A 21965-nucleotide genomic window follows, 5' to 3' on the forward strand; every position below is an offset into this window, starting at 1 on the left:
GCATGACCACGGCGCCGGGTGCGCCCCTCGGGACAGCGGCGAAGAAGCGGGGTCCGCACGGGTCAGTCGTTGGCACAGGCCGAAGCGAAAGCTTTGACACCGGATGTGAAGGCACCGCCGTCGGAGCAGGTGGTGATGCTCGTGTTGAGCGAGCCGCCCGGATCGGCGATGCCGCTGACGTCGGCGATCCAGGTGTTCTGGTTGGTCCAGCTGACCCGGCGGGTGCTCTCGCTCACCTGCGTACCGCTCGGACTCAGCGCGAGCGTCGCCTGCCACCCGTTGGCCTTCACGGTCGCCGTGTTACTGATCTTGCTGACCTTGAACCTGGTGCCGCCCTTCATGGTCTTGGTGGACGTCTTGAAGGAGCACTTGTCGGAGTAGGCGTTGCACTGCCAGGCAGTGACCTCGACCCTCGCGCCCGTACCCGGCAGCGACGTGGACCCTCTGTCGGAGATGGCCATGGTCGGCACCCCCGCCCCCACCACCAGCATCCCGACGAGCCCCGTGACCAGCAGCGCCCTCTTCACGCGTTCCTCCCCACACAACAGTGAACATGTCACCCTTAACCGGGCACCGAACTGTATATGTCACGTCAATGCTGAAGAGTGGCCGAAAAAGCACGTTCATGAATGGGCGGGAAGCGGAGAAAAACGAGCGACAGACACGGCGATCGAAAGGCATCGCACCCGGCGGCAGACTCGTGAGCGCCCACATTCCAGCCACCATCGAGCGGTAGCTGTTCACACCTGAGCGGGACGCGATACAGCCTTGAGACTGAACGAACGGCGCGGTTTGTCTGCCCCGCGCCCCCCGCTGCCGATCAGCTCTTCTGCAAAGCCCGGGTGACCCCCGCCACAACCGCCGTGGTCAGCACCCAGCCGAACGCGATCAACGCGTACGCCGTCCACTGCACGGCGTCGTCCGTCCAGTACCAACCCGTGCGTTGGCCCAGGCCGCCGATGGGGATCAGCAGGTCGAGGGTGTAGGCGAGGGGCTGGAAGGGGGCGCCTTCGTCCGGCTTCGTCGGGGTCGGGGTGTGGGTGGCGAAGGTGAGTGTGCCCAGCAGGGTGAGGGCGAGGAGCCAGACTCCGGCCAGCCAGGGGCGGTAGCCGTAGCCGACGGTCGCGTCGAGGAGGTGGCTCCAGGCGCGCGCGGCGGGGTGGAGGGTGCGCCGCCGGTGGCGTTGTCTGGCGAGCAGGACGCGGCGGGCGTCGTCGTCGTGCCCGGCCTTGCGGTACCAGCTCGCCAACTGCTCGTACGGCTGAGGGCTGTAGCCGGGGCCGCGCTGTATCCACTCCACGCGGCGGGCCACCGACTCCCGGTCCCCCACCGCCTCCCGCCGCTCCCCGTCAGGCCCGACGATCTTGATGGAGCCGTAGACGAACCCGTCCAGCTCCACCACGTGGGGCGCGTCCGGCCAACTGTGCTCGCTGTCATGGAGATACGACACCTGCGCGCCCCGCAGATCCACCGAGCCGGAGGGCCGCCGGGCGAGGGTGAGGTCGAAGTCGACGGCTTGGAGGAGAAGGGCGACCAGGGCCGGGCCACGGCCGTCGCCTTCGCCGTCGCCGCCGGGCGGCCCGTTGAGGACGGACCCCTCGAACGTCAGGCCGTCCGCGACCCGGGCGCCCCTCAGCCGTACGGTCCCGTTCGCGGCGAACCCTTCGGAGAGGTCGACCGTCGGCGCCACCGCGTTGTCCAGGGCGAGGGCCACGCCGTCCGCGCTGGGGCTCTCCAGACGGGCGCCCTGCATGAACAGTCCGCCCGGCAGCTGCGCTCCCACCAGCCGGACCTCACCGTGCGCGATGAAGCCGTCCTTGCAGAACACACCGCCCTCCGTGACCAGGCCCCCGCCGGACACGGCCCACTCCCCCGGCGCGGCGATCTCGGCCCCGTTGAGGACGACACCTCCGCTGACCTGCGCGTTCATCAGCGACAGGGCGGTACGCCGACGGTGGTAGGGCGAGGCCGGGCCACGCGTCAGGACGGAGCCGCGCAGGTCGAGGCGCCCCTCCACCCGGGCCGACCCGGCTTCGATGCCGGGCACTCGGCTGCCCACGATCGCGATGGTGTGCGTGGACGCCCCGAAGAGGTCCACGCTCTCTTCCAACCAGCAGTTCTCGAGCCACAACTGGTGGTTGAGCTGTGCCCCGGCCAGGTCGAGTCGTCCACTGATCCGGGCCCCGGCGAGCCACAGGGAGGCGACGGTCCCCGGCCGACCACTGTTCGCTCCCAGCAACAGCGCGACGACCACCTCGGCGCGAACCGTACGCCCGGGTCCCCACGCCCCGCCCCCGGCGACGTCGTCCTCGTCCTGGTCGTCTTCGGGGCGCCCCGCACGCAGATCCACCAGGCGCCCCTCGGGGAACGCGTCCCACAACGCCCGCTCCGGCACGGTCAACTCATCGTATGAGAGCACCTGTGCAGGGTAGTGATCTTCCGCGTTCGACGGATGCCGTGCGGCCCCGTGGAGGGTATGGGTACGTCGATGTTCGGCCGACAGCGGCGAGGAATCACCCCCGACCGGTCACCGCTGCCCGTGTGTCACTTTCGCTGACGCCGCCAACAGGCCGAGCACCTCGCCGAGTTGCCGACGTACCCCCGCGTCGGTGACGAGTCCGTCCGCGCCCAGCATCCCCCGGTCCACCGGGATCCTCACGCAGGCCGGCTCCACGATGTCGGCGCCGGTGTAGCCCAGGACGGTCCGCAGCGTGGTCTCCGCGCCCCCGCCACGGCCCGGGGCGGCCGCGTTGATCCAGGCGACGGGCTTGTCGCCGATCTCGGTGCCGCCGACCGTCCAGTCCAGCAGATTCTTGAACGAACCAGGCAAGGTGCCCGCGTACTCCGGGGCGCAGATCAGGATCCCGGCCGCCTGGTCGATCGCCGCCCGCAACCCGGCCACCGGGGCCGGCAACGGGTCGGTGTCCTCATCGGGGTTGAAGTGCGGAAGCTGCGCGAGGCCGTCGTACAGTACGGCGCTCACCTGCGCGTCCGACGCCACGGCGTACGCGGTCCGCAGCACGGCCTCGTTGGACGAGCCGGCGCGCAGACTCCCCGACAGCAGCAGGATCACCGGCGGCGTGGACATCTGCTCAACCTACTCCAGCATGGCGGCGGGGGGGGCTTCCCGGTGGTGGCCGACCCCGAGCGGAACGAGTTCTGCGCCATCCCTCAGGGGCCGTTCGTTCATCGGGCCGAGGGCATCGGGGTGTTCATCCGGCGGCGACTCGTCCGGGTGATTCTTTGTGCCGATTACCTCCCTTACACGCAGTTACGGCTATGACGATCAAGGCCCCGTTCTGTGGCCTTGCCCCTGACCAGCCATCACCGGGAGAGCGCGATGCCCATCCCCACAATCGATCACCAGACGAAGACCTACAACCTGCAGCACGCCTACTGGATGTGCAGGGCTTCCGAGCTCGCCTACAAGGACGAGGCCACCATCGAGGCCCAGGCCGGGGAATGGGGCTTCGATCGGGTCCATCACCACCACACGGCATTCACGCCGCCCTTCCCGCTCCAGGACACGCAGGCATACACAATGGCGAGCGACAACATGATCGTCATCGCCTTCCGGGGGACCGAGCCGCTGAACATCAAGGACTGGCTCGCGGACATCAACACGCCCCCGTGGCCCGGCCCGGGGAAGAAGGGGTTCGTCCACTACGGCTTCGGCGCAGCCCTGGACTCAGTCTTTCCGCAGGTCAAGGAAGTACTGGAGGCATCACGGACCAACGGCCAGACGGTCTGGATCACCGGGCACAGCCTCGGGGGCGCCCTCGCCATGCTCGCCGGCGCGCGGCTGCACTTCGAGGAGCCGAATCTGTTGGCCGACGGCGTCATCACCTTCGGTCAGCCCCGTGTGTGCGACCGGGTGCTTGCCGCCGCCTGCGACAAGGCTTTCGCCAAGCGCACACACCGCTTCGTCAACAACAACGACATCGTGCCCCACCTGCCACCCGAGCCCGTCTACACCCACACCCAGCTCCTGCGGTACATCGACTCCGCCGGCAAGCTGCGCGAATCCATGCCTCTGCTGGGTGAGCTGACCGACCGGGCCAGAGGCCTGACGGCCGACCTCTTCGCCCCGGGAAGCGATGGCATCAGGGACCACTTCATCTTCAACTACATCGACGTCATGGAGAAGAACCTGGCCCGGAGTTGAGTTTCACTGCCTGTTGGTGAGGTGAAGGCGCCGACGATGCCCGCTCACACGGGCCCCGAAACGCCACAGCGCCCGAGCCGACCGAAGCCGACCCGGGCGCTGCACCGCAGGTCAGATGGGGTTTCCCCTGCCTGCGAAACGTAGGCCCTGTGGGACTCGAACCCACAACCAATGGATTAAAAGTCCACTGCTCTGCCAATTGAGCTAAGGGCCCAGGCGATGTTGCCTCCCCGAGCATAGCCGGAGGTGGCCGGGAGTCCGATCGGGTATCGGTCTCCCGGCCGCGTCGAGGGCCGCAAAAAGGTCCGCCGCAGAACAGAACGGGCGGAAGAACGGCGGAAGTCGAGCACCATGACCGGCTTCCGGACCCGGCGGGCAGGCCCGGCACCGTATTCTCCGCCGGGCGCGCGGACCCCGGCGGCGTCCTCCGCCGGTAGCCCTACCCCACCCCTTACCCCACGCCCTTCCCCCGCCCCGCATGCCGCGGATGTTCGGGGTTGAGGAACCAGTGTCGGGCCGAGACCCTCCACCACCCCGCCGCGAACCCCAGCACCACCAGCACGGCCAGCGGCGCGTAGTTGAAGTTCTCCCAGGTCACGGGGGCCAGCTGCGGGAGCATGAACAGGACCGTGATGACCCCCACCCAGACCACCGACACCAGCCCGACCACCCGCGACCACCGGCCCAGATGCCACGGGCCCCGTTCGAACGCCTCGCCCTTGCGCAGCCGCAGCAGCGTCGGGATGACGTACGCGATGTAGAGGCCGATGACCGCGATGGACGTCACCGCCGCGTACGCCGTCACATTGATCAGGTACGGGAGGCCGAGGACCAGCGCCGCGCCCGCCGCCAGCCACACCGCCGCGACAGGGGTGCGGGTGCGCGGGCTCACCGTGTGCCAGACGCGGGAGAGCGGCAGCGCGCCGTCGCGTGAGAAGGCGTAGATCATGCGGCTGTTCGCCGTCACCGACGCCATCCCGCAGAACAGCTGCGCCCCGATGATCACGAGCAGCAGCAGCTTGCCCGTCGTGGCGCCCAGCGCGTCCAGCAGGATCTGGGCGGGCGGCACCCCGGTCGGCGAGGTCCGCGCCCCCTCGTACGACTGGATGGCGAAGGTGAAGCCGAGCAGCAGCACGAATCCGGCCACCCATGACGTCCAGATGGAGCGCACGATGCCCTTCGGGCCCGCCGTCGACGCGTCATGCGTCTCCTCGGTCATGTGTGCGGACGCGTCGTACCCGGTGAAGGTGTATTGCGCCATCAGCAGGCCGAGGAGCACGACGTACACACCACTGCTCCAGCCCGTCTCGTTCACGAACTCCGTGAAGACGTACGACGCCGACCTGTGGTGGTCCGGGACCACGGCCAGCACGCCGACGATGACGACCACGCCCACCACGTGCCACCACACACTCACGCTGTTGAGCAGACCGACCATGCGTACGCCGAAGGTGTTGAGCAGGCCGTGCAGCAGCAGGATCGCCGCGAAGAGCACGATCGTCCGACCCGGCGTCACCTCCCAGCCGAACTGGAGGTTCAGATACGCCCCCAGGAACGACGCCGCGCCGAAGTCGATGCCGGCGGTCACGGCGACCTGGCCGAGCACGTTGAACCAGCCCGTGAACCACGCCCAGGCCGCCGCGCTCCGCTCGGGGGCGAGCCGGTGCGCCCAGAAGTACAGACCGGCCGACGTCGGATACGCCGAGCAGATCTCGGCCATCGACAGGCCGACGAACAGCGTCATCAGGCCGACCGCGACCCAGCCCCATGTGATCACCGCGGGGCCGCCCGTGGTCATGCCGAACAGGTACAGCGTCATACAGCCGGAGAGGACCGAGATGATCGTGAAGGAGACCGCGTAGTTCGAGAACGCGGACATACGACGGGCGAGGACCTGGGTGTACCCCAGCTGGGCCAGGCGTTCCTCGTCCGACAACCCACGTGCCGGGGCGGCGGTGTCCGACCGCCCGCTCACTATGGCGTCATCTGTCATGCCCCCAGCAATTCCCTCACCGGAGTCGTGACACACGTCACAGGATGGCTAAAACACGCCCCCCATGCGCGGAAGACCGAAAAAACGCCGTGGCCCCCACCGGATCGGTGGGGGCCACGGCGCTCAGTACCTACTGCCGGCCCTACTGCCTACTGAACGTCAGCCGTTGCGCTTCCAGCGCGGCTTGTCGTCACGACGGCCGAAGGAGGAGGAAGAAGAAGAGGAAGAGGAGCCGGTGCCACGGTGGTCGTCACGACGGCCGTACGGGCGCTCGTGGCCGCCGGAGCGGAAGCCCGGGCGGTCGCCCTGACGGTCACGGTTGAACGGACGGTCGCTGCCGCGGTGCCCACCGCGCTCGTCGCGCCGCTCGAAGGAACGCTGGCCGCCCTGGCCGCCCTGGCCGTCCCGACGGAAGCCAGGACGGTCGCCGCCACGGTCGTTGCGGTCGAAGGAACGGCCACCGCGGTCGTCACGACGCTCGAAGCCACCGCGCTCGTTGTCCCGACGGAACCCACCACGGTCGTTGTCACGCCGCTCGAACGTACGCCCACCACGGTCGCCGTCACGCCGGTCGTCCCGACGGTCGTCCCGGCGGAAGCCGCCACGGTCGCCCCGGTCGCCCCGGTCGTTGCGGTCGAAGGAACGCCCGCCCCGGTCGTCACGACGCTCGAAGCCACCGCGCTCGTTGTCACGCCGCTCGAACGTACGCCCACCACGGTCACCGTCACGACGGTCGTCCCGACGGAAGCCACCACGGTCGTTGTCCCGGCGGAAGCCACCCCGGTCACCGCGGTCGTTGTCCCGGTCACGACGCTCGTAGTTGCCCCGCTCGTCACGACGCTGACGCGGCTGCTCGTACGAGGAGCGCTCGTAGGCCGGACGCTCCTGCCGCTCGGCCGGCTGCTCGACGATCGCGGCCGAAGCCTCGGTCGCCGACGCGCTCTCCGCCTCGACGGCGGCCGTGGCGGCCTCCGCGGCAGCGGCGGCGACAGCGGCCTCCGGGTCCTCGCCCCGCTCCCGCGCGGCGCGCGCGGTCAGCCGGTCGGCCTCTTCGCGCAGCTCGGCGGCGCGGCGCGTGGCCCGCTCCAGCTGCTTGCTCAGGTGCGAGACCTCACGCTCGGCCTGCTGCGCGGCGTTGCCCGCCGACTCGGCCTGGACCTCGGTCATCGACCGGGCGCCGGTGATGTCGGCGACCTCGGCGTCGAAGGCCGTACCGCCCTGGATGATGTGGCGCGAGGCGTCGACGCCCGCGTCCTCCATCAGCCGGAAGATCTGGCGACGCTGGTGCGGCAGCGACAGCGACACGACGGTGCCGGACCGCCCGGCACGAGCAGTACGCCCGGACCGGTGCAGGTAGTCCTTGTGGTCACCGGCGGGGTCGACGTTGAGCACGAGGTCGATGCCGTCGACGTGGATACCGCGGGCGGCGACGTCGGTCGCGACGAGCGCGTTGACGTAGCCCTTCTTGAAGTCCTCGAGCACACGGGTACGCGCGCCCTGCGTCATACCGCCGTGCAGCGCGTCGGCCTTCACACCGGCGTCGCAGAGCTGCTCGGCGATACGGTCGGCGCCCAGCTGCGTACGGACGAAGATGATCGTCCGGCCCTTGCGGGCGGCGATGGCGGCCGTGACCGGCGCCTTGTCCTTGGGCTTCACGATCAGGATGTGGTGCGACATGGTCGTCACGGCACCCTGCGCGGCGTCGACCTCGTGCGAGACCGGCGCGACCAGGTAGCGCTTGACCAGGGTGGAGATCTCGTTCTCCATGGTCGCGGAGAACAGCATCCGCTGACCGCCCGCCGGCACCTGGTCGAGCAGCTCGGTCACCTCGGGCAGGAAGCCCAGGTCCGACATCTGGTCGGCCTCGTCGAGGACGGCGATCTGGACGTTCTCGAGCGAGCAGGCACCGCGGTTGATGATGTCGCGCAGACGGCCCGGGGTGGCGACCAGGATGTCGACGCCGCGCTCCAGGGCGTAGATCTGGTTGCCCATGGAGGTACCGCCGCAGACGACCTTCATCTTCAGCCCGAGGACGTCCCCGTACGGCTGCAGCGCGTCCGCGACCTGCATGGCGAGCTCACGCGTCGGCGTCAGGATGACGGCGCGCGGCTTGTGCTTCTCGGTGCGACCGCCGGCCAGCGTGGCCAGGGTCGGCAGACCGAACGAGAGGGTCTTGCCCGAGCCGGTGCGACCACGGCCCAGGATGTCCTTGCCGGCCAGGGCGTCCGGGATGGTCGCGGCCTGGATCGGGAAGGGGACGGTCACGCCGTTCTGCGCGAGCTTGCGCACGACGCCCTCGGGGAGACCGAGATCCGCGAAGGTGGCCTCGGGGGTCTCCTCGACGGAGGCGTTCTCGACGTTCTCGACGGTGTCGATGGTGTCGACGTCTTCGCCGTTCTCGGGCACGACGACGTGATCAGTACTGGAAATGGACATGCGTATGCGAAACCTTCCGGAGTCTCGTCGGCACGCGCCCGTCAACTCCGTGATTCGCACACGACCGCCTCTATGCGGTCCGCCACGGCAAGGGAGAGTACGCGCCACACGGCGCGCTCTGCGTTGGCGCCGGGCAAATGGGATCAAACGATCTACCACCATACGCACCCTCACCCCATCAAGGCAAATTGAGCGCATAACCGCAGGTCAACAGCCTCACGCGGAACCCTCTCGGCAACGCCCCCGACCAGGCCTCACCACTCCGCCGCATCCCCCGCAGACGGCGCCGGCTCCCGCTCCACCAACTGCGTCTCCTGCTCGTGCGCGGACGACGACGGCTCCGCCACGGACGGCTCCGGCACGGGCGACTCCACCGGATTCGACGGTCCCGGCTCGGACTCCACCACCGTCGGAGTGGGAGAAGGCTCACCTTTCGGAGGCTCGGTGACGGCCGGGCCCTCGCCCTTGCCGTCCCCCTTCCCGCCCTTCGGCGGCTTCGCCTTCCGCGACGGCTTCTCGCGCCCGGCGGCCGACGCCGACGCGGACGCCGACCCCGAGGCGGACTCGTCCGGCTCCGCGGCGGCCCCCTTCCGCCTCACCTGGTCCCCGGTTCCGCCCCCGCCCGTGACCGCCGTCCCCCCGTCGGGCCGCTCACCGCCCAGCTGTCCGGCGGACGGCGAGGGTCCGGGCCTGTGCCCGTCACCCCCGACGCTCATACAGCCGGCTGTCGCCGCGACGGCCAGGACCGTGGCGGCCAGACGGACAGGTACGTACAAGGCGCGCACGGCGGCCACCTCCGAGGGGGGCGGATGGGGGAGTCCCCCTGCCCAACTCCCGCCGCCCGCAAGAGGACACGCGCGCTCCTCACCGACAGGCTCACCCGTACCCGAGGGCGTGCAGGCGCGCGTCGTCGATCCCGAAGTGGTGCGCGATCTCGTGCACGACGGTCACCTCGGTCTCGGCGACCACGTCCTCCCGCGTCTCGCACATCCGCAGCGTCGGGTTCCGGTAGATCGTGATCCGGTCCGGCAGCACCCCCGCGTACCACTCCCCGCGGTCCGTGAGCGGAGTCCCCTCGTACAGCCCGAGCAGCTCGGGATCGTCGGCGGGCGGCTCGTCCTCGACGAACACCGCCACGTTGTCCATCAACCGCGTCAGCTCCGGCGGGATACGGTCCAGCGCCTCGGCGACCAGTTCCTCGAACTCCTCGCGCGTCATCTCCAGCACACGGCCATTGTCGGGTACGACACACCCCCCACGCTCGTACGGGAGCCACGAACACCGGCCGGACCGCCGCATACCCACCCCCGCCCCGGGGCATACGGGACCAATGGCCCGCGACCCCGCCGCACCAGCCGACCCGCCCGCCGCCCTGCGCCGGCTGCGGCAGCTCCCGCGCGCCCTCACCCACCGCCCCCGCCCCACCCTGGAACCGGCCGACCGCCCTCACCCCTGGGCCCGCGCACTGGGCCTGATCACGGTCGTGCTCGTCGGCGCCTGGCTGGGCCTGCTGATCGTGGGCAACGTACGCGCCCCCGTCGGCCCCATGAACACCACGATGACCCTGCGCCCCTCCCTCACCGGCGGCACAAAGATCAACGTCTCCCCGCTCGGCGCCCTGGAGCTGCGCAGCCACCACGCCCCCGTACGCCTGGACGTCAACGTCGACCAGCTCGACCCCGAGCGCGCCCAGGCCCTCGTCGACCACCCCGAGCGGATCTCCGGCCTCCAGGACGAGATCGCCTCCGACGTCCAGCACGGCACCCTCGACCTGGCCGTACGCTCCGGCGTCGCGGTCGTCTCCGGTGCCACCGCGCTCGGCCTCGCCGTCTACCGCCGCCCGCGCCGCGCCCTCGCCGCCGGCGGCCTCGCCCTCGCCCTGCTGGCCGCCTCCGGAGGCACGGCCGCCGCCACCTGGAACCCCAACTCCGTCCTGGAGCCCAAGTTCTCCGGCCTGCTCTCCTCGGCCCCCTCGATCGTCGGCAACGCGCGCAGCATCGTCACCGAGTTCGACGTCTACCAGAAGGAACTGGCCCGCCTGGTGACGAACGTGACCAAGCTCTACGACGTCACCTCCACCCTCCCCACGTACCAGCCGGACCCGAGCACCATCCGCGTCCTGCACGTCTCCGACATCCACCTCAACCCCGCGAGCTGGAAGATCATCGCCTCGCTGGTGGAGCAGTACGACATCAACGTGATCGTCGACTCCGGCGACACCATGGACCACGGCACCGCCGCCGAGAACGCCTTCCTCGACCCGATCGCCGACCTCGGGGCTCCGTATGTCTGGGTCCGCGGCAACCACGACTCGACGGCCACCCAGCGCTATCTGGAGGGCATCAAGAACGCACACGTCCTCGACGAGGGCCGGGCGGTGACCGTGGGCGGCCTGCGCTTCGCGGGGGTGGGCGACCCGCAGTTCACCCCGGACCGCTCGGTCGACCAGGCGAGCCTCCCCTCGGAGGAGGCCGCCGGACAGCGCCTGGCCGACGCCCTGCGCGCCCAGAAGGCGGCCGGCACCCCGGTGGACATCGCCGTCGCCCACAACCCGGACGCCGCCCGCCAGACGGACGGCGCGGTCCCGCTCGTCCTCGCCGGGCACATCCACCACCCCGAGACGGAGGTCCTGAGCAAGGGCACCCGGCTCCGCGTCGAGGGCTCCACCGGCGGCAGCGGCCTGCGCGCCGTGGAAGGCGTCCATCCCGACCCCATCCAGACCTCGGTCCTCTACCTGGACGCCGACACCCACCGCCTCCAGGCCTGGGACGAGATCGAACTGGGCGGCCTGGGCCTGACGACGGCCGAGGTCAGCCGCCACCTGCCGGAAGACCTCATCGATTAGCGGCCCCGCCGCGGGCAACCGGGCGCCACCCGTCCCCCAGCCCCGCGAAAGCCACCCCTTGAGGCCCACAGAACCCGCCCCCGAACCGGCCGCGGAAACCGTTTTGGCGATACCCCCCGCCATCCCATATGCTTCACACGTCCCCGACGCGCTGACGAAGCGCCCAGGCGGGCCGATAGCCCTCATCGTCTAGCGGCCTAGGACGCCGCCCTTTCAAGGCGGTAGCACGGGTTCGAATCCCGTTGGGGGCACGCAAGAACGTGTGCGACACTGTCGTACGCAATCTTGGTCCTGTGGAGCAGTTTGGAGTGCTCGCCACCCTGTCAAGGTGGAGGCCGCGGGTTCAAATCCCGTCAGGACCGCTGAGGTTACATGTTTCACGTGAAACCTCGTGGCTGGGTAGCTCAGTTGGTACGAGCGATCGCCTGAAAAGCGATAGGTCGCCGGTTCGACCCCGGCCCCAGCCACAACGTACGTAAACCCCTTCCGGGCAACCGGAGGGGGTTTTCGTCGCTCACAGAGAGCCTTAGTGCTCACCGAGAACCTGGGGGGTTCTTGCGACGCATCACCAGAGGACTTGTGACGGTCGGCGCCGTCCTGTTCTCCACTCTCGCCATACCCGGAACGGCCCACGCCGAGGCACCGACGATCAAGAGTGCGGCCAGCGACCAGGACGACTGGTCGGTCATCGACGTCAACCTCGGCTACAGCACCGAGATCGACAAGATCACCGCGAAGCTGCGCCCCCTCGGCAGCGCCGAGACGGACACCCCGGTGGCCACGATCACCGACTTCACCAAGCAGCAGGCTGGTGCCACGGACGGCACCTGGGCCTCCTCGCCCGTCCACCTGGACACGCTCGGTGAGTACACGATCGACATCGAGGCCACGAACACCGCGGGCGAGACCACCGCCCAGCAGAACGTGGGCGTGCTGCGCTATGTGAAGCAGCCCCTGTTCAAGGACTTCTCGGTCACCCCTACCGAGCCGAACGTCGAGAACAAGATCGTCACGGCCGCCGGTGACCTGGTCTTCCGCGACCCCAGCACCCGTGAGACCGCACCGGCGCCCGGCGCCTCCGTGATCGTCTCCCTGCCGGGCCTGAGCCAGGAGACCGTCACCACGAACGAGGCGGGCCACTTCTCCCTCGCCCGCGAGGTCACCCAGAACGGCACGGCCTGGGCCCGCTACCAGAGCGACGACGGCCCCGCCTCGTCCCCGCGCATCGACATCACGCCCCAGTACGCGCCGACCCGGTTCGTCCTGGACAAGACCAGCTTCCACGTCACGGCCGGCGACGAGGTGCCCGTCACCGGCAAGCTGGAGTACCAGATCGGCTCGGAGTGGAAGCCGCTGGCCGGCATCCCGGTCGAGTTGGACTACAAGTACGGCAGCATCACCGACCCGGCCGAGGCGACCACCGACACGAACGGCCGCTTCAGCCTCGTCAAGCGTCCGTACGGCGACAACACGTACGAGGTGGCCTTCCCGCCGTACCCGATCCACTCCTGGCTCAAGCGCCCTGCGGCCGTCGACGTGAGCATCAAGGTCACCTCGACGACCAAGTTCACCGAGTTCACGGCGTCGATGGACCAGATGGCCCAGCTCAGTGTGACCGGCCGGCTCGCCCTGGTCGGGGACTACGACGACAGCCAGGTGAAGGTCGACGTCCAGTGGTCGGCCGACGGCAGCACCGGCTGGAGCACCAAGAAGACCATCAAGACCACCTTCGGCAGCCAGTTCAGCGCCGAGGGCATCGAGACCGTCGGGGACGGCTACTTCCGACTGCGGTACGCCGGGTCCACCACCAAGGACATCAAGGGCGCCATCAGCAAGGCCGTGCGCAAGAACCGGGCCCTCGTCCGGGTCAAGGGCGCGAACGCCTCCCCCGAGCCGGTCCGCAAGGGCCGTGCGCTCACCGTGACGGGCGTCCTCCAGGAGGCGAAGCCCGCGAGCACACCGGGCTGGAACGATTGGAAGGGCTACGGCGCCAAGACGGTGCAGATCATCTTCCGGCCCAAGGGCGAGAAGACCTGGTACCTGATGGGCACGGTCAAGACGAAGGCGAACGGCTCCTTCAGCAAGAGCTTCAAGGCCCAGCTCGACGGCACCTGGGTGCCCGCCTTCCTGAAGCCCGACAGCAAGCACTACGCGGGCGCCGGCGCCGAGGACTACGTCGACGTACGGTGACGCACGCAACAGACACGTGACGAGGGGCGAGCGCAAAAGCGTTCGCCCCTCGTTTCGTTCAGGTGAGAAGCTGGGTCGCGTATGTCCACTCACCCCGCCCCCGCCTTCGGCGCCCTCGCCCCTCGCCTGGCCGAGCTGACCCTGCGCGACGCGCACCGGCTCGGACGCAGGCTCGAAGGCGCGCGCAAGATCCGCAAGCCCGAGGCCCGGGCCGCCGTCCTCGCCGAGATCGAGGCGGAGGTCGCCAAGGGCGAGGCCCGGATGGCCGAGCGCGCCGCGCGCGTACCGGCCATCACGTACCCCGAGCAGCTGCCCGTCAGCCAGAAGAAGGCCGAGATCGCGGACGCCATCCGTGATCATCAGGTCGTCATCGTCGCGGGCGAGACCGGCTCCGGAAAGACGACCCAGATCCCGAAGATCTGTATGGAGCTGGGACGCGGCGTACGCGGCATGATCGGGCACACCCAGCCCCGTCGGATCGCGGCCCGTACGGTCGCCGAGCGCGTGGCGGAGGAGCTGAACACGCCCCTCGGCGAGGCCGTCGGCTGGAAGGTGCGCTTCACCGACCAGGTCAACCAGGACGCGACCTTCGTCAAGCTGATGACGGACGGCATCCTGCTCGCCGAGATCCAGACGGACCGCGAGCTGCGCGCGTACGACACGATCATCATCGACGAGGCCCACGAGCGGTCCCTCAACATCGACTTCCTGCTGGGCTATCTGGCCCAGCTGCTGCCCAAGCGCCCGGACCTCAAGGTCGTCATCACCTCCGCGACCATCGACCCCGAGCGCTTCTCCCGCCACTTCGGCGACGCCCCGATCGTCGAGGTCAGCGGCCGTACGTACCCCGTCGAGGTGCGCTATCGCCCCCTCCTCGAAGAGGACGGCGACGACGCCGACCGCGACCAGATCACCGCGATCTGCGACGCCGTCGAGGAGCTTCAGGGGGAGGGCAAGGGCGACATCCTCGTCTTCCTCTCGGGAGAACGGGAGATCCGCGACACGGCGGACGCCCTCATCAAGAAGCAGTACCGCTTCACGGAGGTCCTGCCCCTCTACGCCCGCCTCTCGCACGCCGAGCAGCACCGCGTGTTCCAGGCGCACACGGGGCGCAGGATCGTTCTGGCCACGAACGTCGCCGAGACCTCCCTCACGGTCCCGGGCATCAAGTACGTCATCGACCCGGGCTTCGCCCGCATCTCCCGCTACAGCCACCGCACCAAGGTGCAGCGCCTGCCGATCGAGCCGATCTCCCAGGCCAGCGCCAACCAGCGCAAGGGCCGCTGCGGCCGTACGAGCGACGGTGTCTGCATCCGCCTCTACTCCGAGGACGACTTCCTCGCCCGCCCGGAGTTCACGGACGCCGAAATCCTCCGTACGAACCTGGCGAGCGTCATCCTCCAGATGACCGCGGCCGGCCTCGGCGACATCGAGAAGTTCCCCTTCATCGACCCGCCGGACCACCGCAACATCCGCGACGGCGTCCAGCTCCTCCAGGAACTGGGAGCCCTGGACCCGGCGCAGAAGGACGTACGCAAGCGGCTGACCGAGATGGGCCGCAAGCTCTCCCAGCTGCCCGTCGACCCGCGCCTGGCCCGCATGGTCGTGGAGGCCGACAAGAACGGCTGCGCCCGCGAGGTCATGGTGATCGCCGCCGCGCTCTCCATCCAGGACCCGCGCGAGCGCCCCGCCGACAAGCAGGCCCAGGCGGACCAGCAGCACGCCCGCTTCAAGGACGAGACGAGCGACTTCCTCGCCTTCCTCAACCTCTGGCGGTACGTCCGCGAGCAGCAGAAGGAACGCGGCTCGTCGTCCTTCCGCCGGATGTGCAAGCAGGAGTACCTGAACTTCCTGCGCATCCGCGAATGGCAGGACATCTACAGCCAGCTGCGTACGGTCGCGAAGCAGATGGGCATCCATCTGAACGAGGACGACGCACCGGAGCAGCACGTCCATCTCTCCCTCCTCGCCGGTCTGCTCTCCCACATCGGCATGAAGGACGTGAAGGAGGGCGCGAAGAACGAGTACCTGGGCGCCCGCAACGCGAAGTTCGCGGTCTTCCCGGGCTCGGCCCTCTTCAAGAAGCCCCCGCGCTTCGTGATGTCCGCGGAGCTGGTGGAGACCTCGCGCCTCTGGGCCCGCGTCAACGCCAGGATCGAGCCCGAGTGGGTCGAGCCGCTCGCCGAACACCTCCTGAAGCGGACGTACAGCGAACCGCACTGGGAGAAGGACCAGGCAGCCGTGATGGCGTACGAGAAGGTCACGCTGTACGGCGTGCCGATCGTCGCCCAGCGGAAGGTCAACTACGGCCGTATCGACCCGGAAGCCAGCCGCGAGCTTTTCATCCGCAACGCGCTCGTCGAGGGCGACTGGCGTACGCACCACAAGTTCTTCGCCGACAACCGCAGACTCCTCAGCGAGGTCGAGGAGTTGGAGCACCGGGCCCGGCGCCGGGACATCGTGGTCGACGACGACACGCTCTTCGACTTCTACGACCAGCGGGTCCCCGAACACGTGGTGTCGGGCGCCCACTTCGACTCCTGGTGGAAGCACAAGCGGCATGAGCAGCCCGAGTTCCTGGACTTCGAGCGGGAGATGCTCATCCGGGAGTCGGCGGAGGCGGTCACCAAGGCCGACTATCCGGACTCCTGGCGGCAGGGCCAGCTCAAGTTCCGTGTCACGTACCAGTTCGAGCCGGGCGCGGACGCGGACGGTGTGACGGTCCATGTGCCGCTCCAGGTCCTCAACCAGGTGACGGACGAGGGCTTCGACTGGCAGATCCCGGGCCTGCGGGAGGAGGTGGTGACGGAACTGATCAGATCCCTGCCGAAACCGATCCGCCGTCACTACGTCCCCGCCCCGAACTACGCGAAGGCGTTCCTGGAGAAGGCCGTGCCGCTTCAGGAGCCGCTGCCCATGACGCTCGCCCGCGAGCTGAAGCGCATGGTGGGCGTCCCGCTGACGGCCGAGGACTTCGACTGGGGCCGCCTCCCCGACCATCTGAAGATCACCTTCCGAATCGTCGACGAGCGGCGCCGGAAGCTGGCCGAGGACAAGGACCTGGAGGCGCTGCGGCTCCGTCTGAAGCCGAAGGCGCGCCAGGCGCTCTCGCAGGCGGCCGCCGCCACGGCGGAGCGCCAGGGCGGCGAGTCGCTGGAGCGGACGGGCCTGACGGACTGGACGATCGGTTCGCTGACCCGCGTCTTCGAGACCCGTCGCGCCGGCCAGCCGGTGAAGGCGTACCCGGCGCTGGTCGACAACGGCGACACGGTCTCCGTCCGCCTCTTCGACACCGAGGAGGAGCAGGCGGAGGCCATGTGGAAGGGCATGCGGCGGCTCATCCTCCGCAACATCCCGGTGAACCCGGCGAAGTTCGCCTCCGAGAAGCTCACGAACGCGCAGAAGCTGGCGCTGTCGGCGAACCCGCACGGCTCCATCCAGGCGCTGTTCGACGACTGCGCGATGGCGGCGGCCGACAAGCTGATCGCCGACTTCGGCGGGCCGGCGTGGGACGAGGAGTCGTACCGCAAGCTGTACGACAAGGTGCGCGCCGAGATCGTCGACACGACGGTCCGTACGGTCGGGCAGGTGCAGCAGGTGCTGGCCGCCTGGCAGGCCTGTGAGCGCCGTCTGAAGGCCACACGGAGCGCGGCGCTGCTGGCGAACCTCTCGGACGTACGGGCGCAGCTGGACGCGCTCGTGAAGCCGGGATTCGTGACGGAGGCGGGGCTGCGGCGCCTGCCCGACCTGATGCGCTATCTGGTCGCGGCGGACCGCCGGCTGCAGCAGATGCCGACGGGCGTCCAGCGGGACACGACGCGCATGGAAAAGGTCCATGAGATGCGGGACGAGTATCTGTGGCTGCTGGAGCAGTTGCCACAGGGCCGGCCCGTGCCCTCCACCGTCCTGGACATCCGCTGGATGATCGAGGAACTGCGGGTCAGCTACTTCGCGCACGCGCTGGGGACGGCGTATCCGGTGTCGGACAAGCGGATCGTGAAGGCGATCGACGCGGCGGTGCCGTAGCGGGATCTGTGACGGAGCCCGCACACTGGGTGAGTTCGACCGAGGGGCCGCCACTCCTGTAGAGTCTCTTCTCGCAGGCCAGCGCAGGAAAAACGGCGCGGACTGCGAAACCTGGTCCTGTGGAGCAGTTTGGAGTGCTCGCCACCCTGTCAAGGTGGAGGCCGCGGGTTCAAATCCCGTCAGGACCGCATTGATTACGAGAGGCCCGCATCCGGTGAGGATGCGGGCCTCTCGCGTGTGTCGGGCCACGGGTGCCTGACGGAGTTTCCTCGCCCGGGGCCGGTTCGTCGGCTGCCGGCCGGCGTCCGGCGGCCGCGCGGAATTCCTCCTCCGTATCCCTCCTCCGTCAACGGCCCAGTCACCGGAGGCTTGACGGCGTCACATTCAGTCGGTACCTCAGAGACAAGGGCTCCCGGACCCGGAGGTGGCGCATGGCGGCGACGGCTCGGCACGAGACGCGCGCGTTACTCCGCGCCCACTTGTCGGCCGCCTCCTCGTACCGCCATCTCACGCGGCACTGCCCCGTCTGCCACCAACTCCTCCGCCTGGCCATGGAACCCGGCTCAGGCGCCGAGGACGGCACCGAGGGAACGACGGAGAGCGAAAGCCCGTCCAAGGCCTGAGCCTCACCGAGCCGCCCCGAACCGAGCCGAGCCGAACCGAACCGCCCCGAGCCGCCCCGAGTCTGCGGCGCCCCTCCCTCAACTCTCGCCCCTAATACCGCGGATGCTGCTCCGGCAACAAGGCGCACGGCATGTGACGGGTGTCACCGCATAAGTTTTCAGAACTGTGGAACTTACCCCCCACCTACAACTGGTCAATTTAATATGTGCAATTGCACCACCCTCGTAAGCTCTTCGCAGGAGATCCGACAGCCCTCCCCAGAGTCCGACAAGACCGGTCACAGACGGGCGCGCCGAGGGCTTCGGAACCCCCCACACCCCGGACCCGCCCCCCACACCGCGCACAAAAAAATCGCGCTGGACCCGGCGGAGTCCAGCGCGATCGACGACGCACCCTCAGACGTACTTGAAGAGCCTGGGCGTGGGACCTGTTGGGGCAGGGCCCGCGTCGTTTGGAGCGGTTGAGCAACTCGGTGCCGTAGCGACTGAGCTGCGGATTCGGGCGTCTCGGCTGATTGGGGGAACCCTCCGAAATGCCCCTCTATGCAGTTGTTCAGGCCTCGCTGCGCTGCTGCGGAATACCCGCAAGCAGTGCGCGGACCTCGGCTTCGCGGTAACGGCGATGCCCACCGAGCGTGCGGATGGACGTGAGCTTGCCGGCCTTCGCCCACCGCGTGACCGTCTTCGGGTCCACGCGGAACATGGTGGCGACCTCAGCCGGGGTCAGCAGCGGCTCGGCATCAGGGGTGCGAGCGGTCATGAGCGGCCTCCTCGGGAGAACCGAACCTTCTCGGTTCTTTCCTCTAAATTCTGCACCTTGACCCGCGTTGCCCGAAATGGCGGACGCGAGTCGAGTCGGTTATAGGACGAACGGCTTGTCCTCGGCACTACAACTACACCATCTGTCCAGCCGCGTCGGCCAAACCGATGGAATTGCCCTCCCAGGTGTTCATCAGCGACGGATGCCGATGGACCATGCCATAGCGGACAGTCACGCCACTGTGACGATCAGTCACAGTGGCGATCAGGAGTCAACAGGACCCCCCAAAGCGTGCAATGCTGAGATTCCGCCCATACATGGGCAGAAGAAGTCTCCCCCGGACTCCTTGTCCTATTTTGGCATGAGGAGGTGCGTAAGAGGCAAGGCCCACGTAAGTGCAATCCGTCACGCTTGACGACAGCTTGACGCAAAAGCCCGGATCGGGACCTAAGTCCTACGATGCCCCCCACGGACCTGTGCGTTGTGTCAAGCTCAGGCCAAGAGTGGACAGTTCACCATGCTTCGGGCCTCCTGGAAAGCCTTTTCCTCAGGAGCCCCACAAGTCACAAATACGAACCGGGGGGCGGATCGGTTCAGACCGATTCGGTCAGGATCGGTTCAGTTGGCCGAGCGCCGGTCCCGGACCGCCCGCCACCGCTCCACGAGCCGCCCGTACGCCTCCGTGGCGGCCTCCTCGTCCCCGCCGCGCAGCGCCTCGATGCCCTCGGCGACGTCCGCCGCCGAATGATCGCCGTCCAGCTCCGCCGCCGGCAGGACGTGCACCAGCCCGCCGTAGTCCAGCTCGACCAGTGAGCGCGGGTGGAACTCCTCCAGCCAGCGGCCCACGTCCACCAGCCCGTCGATCAGCGGCCCCTCGTCGAGGCTCTCCCGCAGGGCCCTCAGGCCCCGCGCCACCCGGCGCCGGGCCTGGACCATGGGCGTGCGGTAGCGAAGCACCGGCGAGGCCTCCGCCGAACCCTTCTCGTACGTCCGCTCCTCGTCGGAGACGAGCACGAACCAGTTCAGCGGTACATGCCAGGTCGAGGTGCGGATCCAGGGGCGCGCGTCGGGGTTGCCGGCCAGCCAGCGCTCGTAGTCCTGGCCGGCCTGGCGGCGTACGACCGGTGGCAGCACCGCGTCCAGGACCGGGGTGGGCAGTTCCTCGGCCAGACTTCCGAGCGCCTGCCAGCCGCGCAGCCGGGTGCGCCAGGGGCAGACGCAGACCACGCCCTCGACATCCAGCACGAAGGCGTCGCCGCTCTCGTGCACCGGCACCGGGACCGGCGGAGTGGGCAGCAGATCGGCCAGCGAGCGGCGCAGCTCGTCCTGGTACGAGGGCCGGTCGGTGCGCCGGGCGTAGCGGCCCCAGTGGGTGCGCTCCGGTTCCGGGAAGGCGGCCAGTGGCTCGTACACACGCAGGTAGGACGCGTACGGGACGATCACCGAGGACACCTTGGGCACCCCTGCTCCCTCCCCCGCGAGCCACCGGGGAAACCTGCCGAATCCGCTCACAAGCAGGCCCGAAAGCTGTACGGATCGAACGATCGCCGTACTCCAGGAGTGGGTGATCCTGAGCGTGTGCCGTTTTCGGGCCACCACAGGCCCTAATCTCGTGCCACAGCCCCCGCCACCCTTACGGGAGCTGCTCCAACCGCCGCTACTTGCCCAGGAGTCACCACAGTGACCGAAGTATCAGCCGGCGTCCTGCACACCCTGTTCCACTCGGACCAGGGCGGTCATGAGCAAGTCGTGCTCTGCCAGGACCTCTCCAGTGGCCTGAAGGCCGTCATCGCCATCCACTCCACCGCGCTGGGCCCCGCCCTCGGCGGTACGCGCTTCTACCCGTACGCGACCGAGGAGGAGGCCGTCGCCGACGCGCTGAACCTCGCGCGCGGCATGTCGTACAAGAACGCCATGGCCGGGCTCGACCACGGCGGTGGCAAGGCCGTGATCATCGGGGACCCGGACCGGATCAAGAGCGAGGAGCTGCTGCTCGCCTACGGACGGTTCGTGGCCTCGCTCGGCGGCCGGTACGTGACCGCGTGCGACGTCGGTACGTACGTCGCCGACATGGACGTCGTGGCCCGCGAGTGCCGCTGGACCACCGGCCGGTCCCCGGAGAACGGCGGCGCCGGTGACTCCTCGGTCCTCACCGCCTTCGGCGTCTACCAGGGCATGCGGGCCAGCGCACAGCACGTGTGGGGCGACCCCTCGCTGCGCGACCGCCGGGTCGGCGTCGCGGGCGTCGGCAAGGTGGGGCACCACCTGGTCCAGCACCTGCGGGACGAGGGCGCCGAAGTCGTCATCACGGACGTGCGCGAGGACGCCGTACGGCGGATCCTCGACCGGCATCCGGAGGGTGTGACGGCGGTCGCCGACACCGAGGCGCTGATCCGTGCCGAGGGCCTCGACATCTACGCCCCCTGTGCGCTGGGCGGGGCCCTGAACGACGACTCCGTGCCGGTGCTCACCGCCAAGGTCGTCTGCGGGGCGGCCAACAACCAGCTCGCGCATCCGGGCGTGGAGAAGGACCTCTCCGACCGCGGGATCCTCTACGCGCCGGACTACGTCGTGAACGCCGGCGGGGTCATCCAGGTCGCCGACGAACTCCAGGGGTTCGACTTCGAGCGGTGCCGGGCGAAGGCCGCGAAGATCTTCGACACCACGCTGGCAATATTCGCGAAGGCGAAGCGGGACGGAATTCCACCTGCTGCGGCGGCCGACCGGATCGCCGAGCAGCGGATGCACGAGGCGGCCGCCGCGCGCGGTCGCCGACCCGCCGCGGACGCCTCGTAGAAGTCACGCCGGTACCCGCCGATGGATTTCGAGAGAACTCTCACTTCCATCGGCGGGTCGCCCGCCAAGAACTGGTTAAAATCGCGGTTGACCAGCGGGGACAGGGCACCCCGAGGGTTCTGGGCACGGGC

General features: G+C 69.1%; 15 protein-coding genes and 5 tRNA genes. 10 read left to right on the forward strand and 10 right to left on the reverse strand.

The features are described from left to right. Window positions 1–62: 62 nt before the first annotated feature. The 3 genes from SGFS_RS28090 to SGFS_RS28100 form a co-directional block, all read right to left on the reverse strand. Window positions 63–527, reverse strand: coding sequence for a hypothetical protein (locus SGFS_RS28090; protein ID WP_286254397.1), 465 nt, complete (start codon window positions 525–527; stop codon window positions 63–65). A 293-nt stretch (window positions 528–820) separates the two neighbouring features. Beyond that, window positions 821–2419, reverse strand: coding sequence for an oxidoreductase (locus SGFS_RS28095; protein WP_286254399.1), 1599 nt, complete (start codon window positions 2417–2419; stop codon window positions 821–823). Window positions 2420–2527: 108 nt separating this feature from the next. Next, entirely contained in the window at window positions 2528–3088 is a 561-nt protein-coding gene (locus SGFS_RS28100; RefSeq protein WP_286254400.1) for an NADPH-dependent FMN reductase, read from the reverse strand. Between the two features lie 252 nt (window positions 3089–3340). Between SGFS_RS28100 and SGFS_RS28105 the strand changes: the two genes are divergently transcribed. After that, a complete protein-coding gene (locus SGFS_RS28105) occupies window positions 3341–4165 on the forward strand; it encodes a lipase family protein (protein WP_286254401.1) in 825 nt (274 codons plus the stop codon). A gap of 141 nt (window positions 4166–4306) precedes the next feature. On the opposite strand, the gene SGFS_RS28110 is transcribed toward SGFS_RS28105, so the two are convergent. From SGFS_RS28110 to SGFS_RS28130, 5 genes are all read right to left on the reverse strand, one after another. After that, window positions 4307–4379 (reverse strand) — tRNA-Lys (locus SGFS_RS28110). Window positions 4380–4616: 237 nt separating this feature from the next. Continuing rightward, a complete protein-coding gene (locus SGFS_RS28115) occupies window positions 4617–6158 on the reverse strand; it encodes an amino acid permease (RefSeq protein ID WP_286254402.1) in 1542 nt (513 codons plus the stop codon). A gap of 159 nt (window positions 6159–6317) precedes the next feature. Then, window positions 6318–8594 (reverse strand): DEAD/DEAH box helicase, encoded by a 2277-nt coding sequence (locus SGFS_RS28120; protein WP_286254404.1) that lies wholly within the window; start codon window positions 8592–8594, stop codon window positions 6318–6320. A gap of 254 nt (window positions 8595–8848) precedes the next feature. Next, window positions 8849–9379, reverse strand: a complete 531-nt coding sequence (locus tag SGFS_RS28125) for a hypothetical protein (RefSeq protein ID WP_286254406.1) — start codon at window positions 9377–9379, stop codon at window positions 8849–8851. A gap of 91 nt (window positions 9380–9470) precedes the next feature. Continuing rightward, window positions 9471–9821 carry a metallopeptidase family protein gene (locus SGFS_RS28130; protein ID WP_286254408.1) on the reverse strand — a complete coding sequence of 117 codons (351 nt, stop codon included), beginning with the start codon at window positions 9819–9821 and terminating at the stop codon, window positions 9471–9473. A gap of 103 nt (window positions 9822–9924) precedes the next feature. Here SGFS_RS28130 and SGFS_RS28135 point away from each other — a divergent pair, with 103 nt between their 5' ends. The 8 genes from SGFS_RS28135 to SGFS_RS28170 all read left to right on the forward strand — a co-directional run bounded on the left by SGFS_RS28135 (window position 9925) and on the right by SGFS_RS28170 (window position 18278). Beyond that, on the forward strand, window positions 9925–11439 hold the full coding sequence (locus tag SGFS_RS28135) for a metallophosphoesterase family protein (RefSeq protein ID WP_286254410.1): 1515 nt from the start codon (window positions 9925–9927) through the stop codon (window positions 11437–11439). Between the two features lie 178 nt (window positions 11440–11617). Continuing rightward, window positions 11618–11690: transfer RNA gene (locus tag SGFS_RS28140), tRNA-Glu, on the forward strand. A gap of 36 nt (window positions 11691–11726) precedes the next feature. Beyond that, a tRNA-Asp gene (locus tag SGFS_RS28145) sits at window positions 11727–11801 on the forward strand. Between the two features lie 31 nt (window positions 11802–11832). Continuing rightward, a tRNA-Phe gene (locus SGFS_RS28150) sits at window positions 11833–11906 on the forward strand. Window positions 11907–12018: 112 nt separating this feature from the next. Then, window positions 12019–13629 carry a hypothetical protein gene (locus SGFS_RS28155; protein WP_286254412.1) on the forward strand — a complete coding sequence of 537 codons (1611 nt, stop codon included), beginning with the start codon at window positions 12019–12021 and terminating at the stop codon, window positions 13627–13629. Window positions 13630–13710: 81 nt separating this feature from the next. Beyond that, window positions 13711–17655, forward strand: a complete 3945-nt coding sequence (hrpA, locus tag SGFS_RS28160) for an ATP-dependent RNA helicase HrpA (RefSeq protein ID WP_286254414.1) — start codon at window positions 13711–13713, stop codon at window positions 17653–17655. Window positions 17656–17768: 113 nt separating this feature from the next. Continuing rightward, window positions 17769–17843: transfer RNA gene (locus tag SGFS_RS28165), tRNA-Asp, on the forward strand. A gap of 243 nt (window positions 17844–18086) precedes the next feature. Continuing rightward, window positions 18087–18278, forward strand: a complete 192-nt coding sequence (locus SGFS_RS28170; RefSeq protein WP_286254416.1) for a DUF6274 family protein — start codon at window positions 18087–18089, stop codon at window positions 18276–18278. 553 nt (window positions 18279–18831) lie between these two features. On the opposite strand, the gene bldC is transcribed toward SGFS_RS28170, so the two are convergent. Continuing rightward, window positions 18832–19038, reverse strand: coding sequence for a developmental transcriptional regulator BldC (bldC, locus tag SGFS_RS28175; RefSeq protein ID WP_003949541.1), 207 nt, complete (start codon window positions 19036–19038; stop codon window positions 18832–18834). A 618-nt stretch (window positions 19039–19656) separates the two neighbouring features. Continuing rightward, entirely contained in the window at window positions 19657–20499 is an 843-nt protein-coding gene (locus SGFS_RS28180; RefSeq protein WP_286254419.1) for a hypothetical protein, read from the reverse strand. Between the two features lie 219 nt (window positions 20500–20718). Here SGFS_RS28180 and SGFS_RS28185 point away from each other — a divergent pair, with 219 nt between their 5' ends. Next, window positions 20719–21834, forward strand: a complete 1116-nt coding sequence (locus SGFS_RS28185) for a Leu/Phe/Val dehydrogenase (protein WP_286254421.1) — start codon at window positions 20719–20721, stop codon at window positions 21832–21834. Window positions 21835–21965 lie beyond the last annotated feature (131 nt).

The sequence above is a fragment of the Streptomyces graminofaciens genome (assembly GCF_030294945.1).
GTDB lineage: Bacteria > Actinomycetota > Actinomycetes > Streptomycetales > Streptomycetaceae > Streptomyces > Streptomyces graminofaciens.

Excerpts from the sequence above, each read along its gene's own strand:
- SGFS_RS28100 (WP_286254400.1), bottom strand. The coding sequence starts at position 3,088 with ATGTCCACGCCGCCGGTGATCCTGCTGCTGTCGGGGAGTCTGCGCGCC.
- SGFS_RS28105 (WP_286254401.1), top strand. The coding sequence starts at position 3,341 with ATGCCCATCCCCACAATCGATCACCAGACGAAGACCTACAACCTGCAG.
- SGFS_RS28115 (WP_286254402.1), bottom strand. The coding sequence starts at position 6,158 with ATGACAGATGACGCCATAGTGAGCGGGCGGTCGGACACCGCCGCCCCG.
- SGFS_RS28120 (WP_286254404.1), bottom strand. The coding sequence starts at position 8,594 with ATGTCCATTTCCAGTACTGATCACGTCGTCGTGCCCGAGAACGGCGAA.
- SGFS_RS28135 (WP_286254410.1), top strand. The coding sequence starts at position 9,925 with ATGGCCCGCGACCCCGCCGCACCAGCCGACCCGCCCGCCGCCCTGCGC.
- hrpA (WP_286254414.1), top strand. The coding sequence starts at position 13,711 with ATGTCCACTCACCCCGCCCCCGCCTTCGGCGCCCTCGCCCCTCGCCTG.
- SGFS_RS28170 (WP_286254416.1), top strand. The coding sequence starts at position 18,087 with ATGGCGGCGACGGCTCGGCACGAGACGCGCGCGTTACTCCGCGCCCAC.
- bldC (WP_003949541.1), bottom strand. The coding sequence starts at position 19,038 with ATGACCGCTCGCACCCCTGATGCCGAGCCGCTGCTGACCCCGGCTGAG.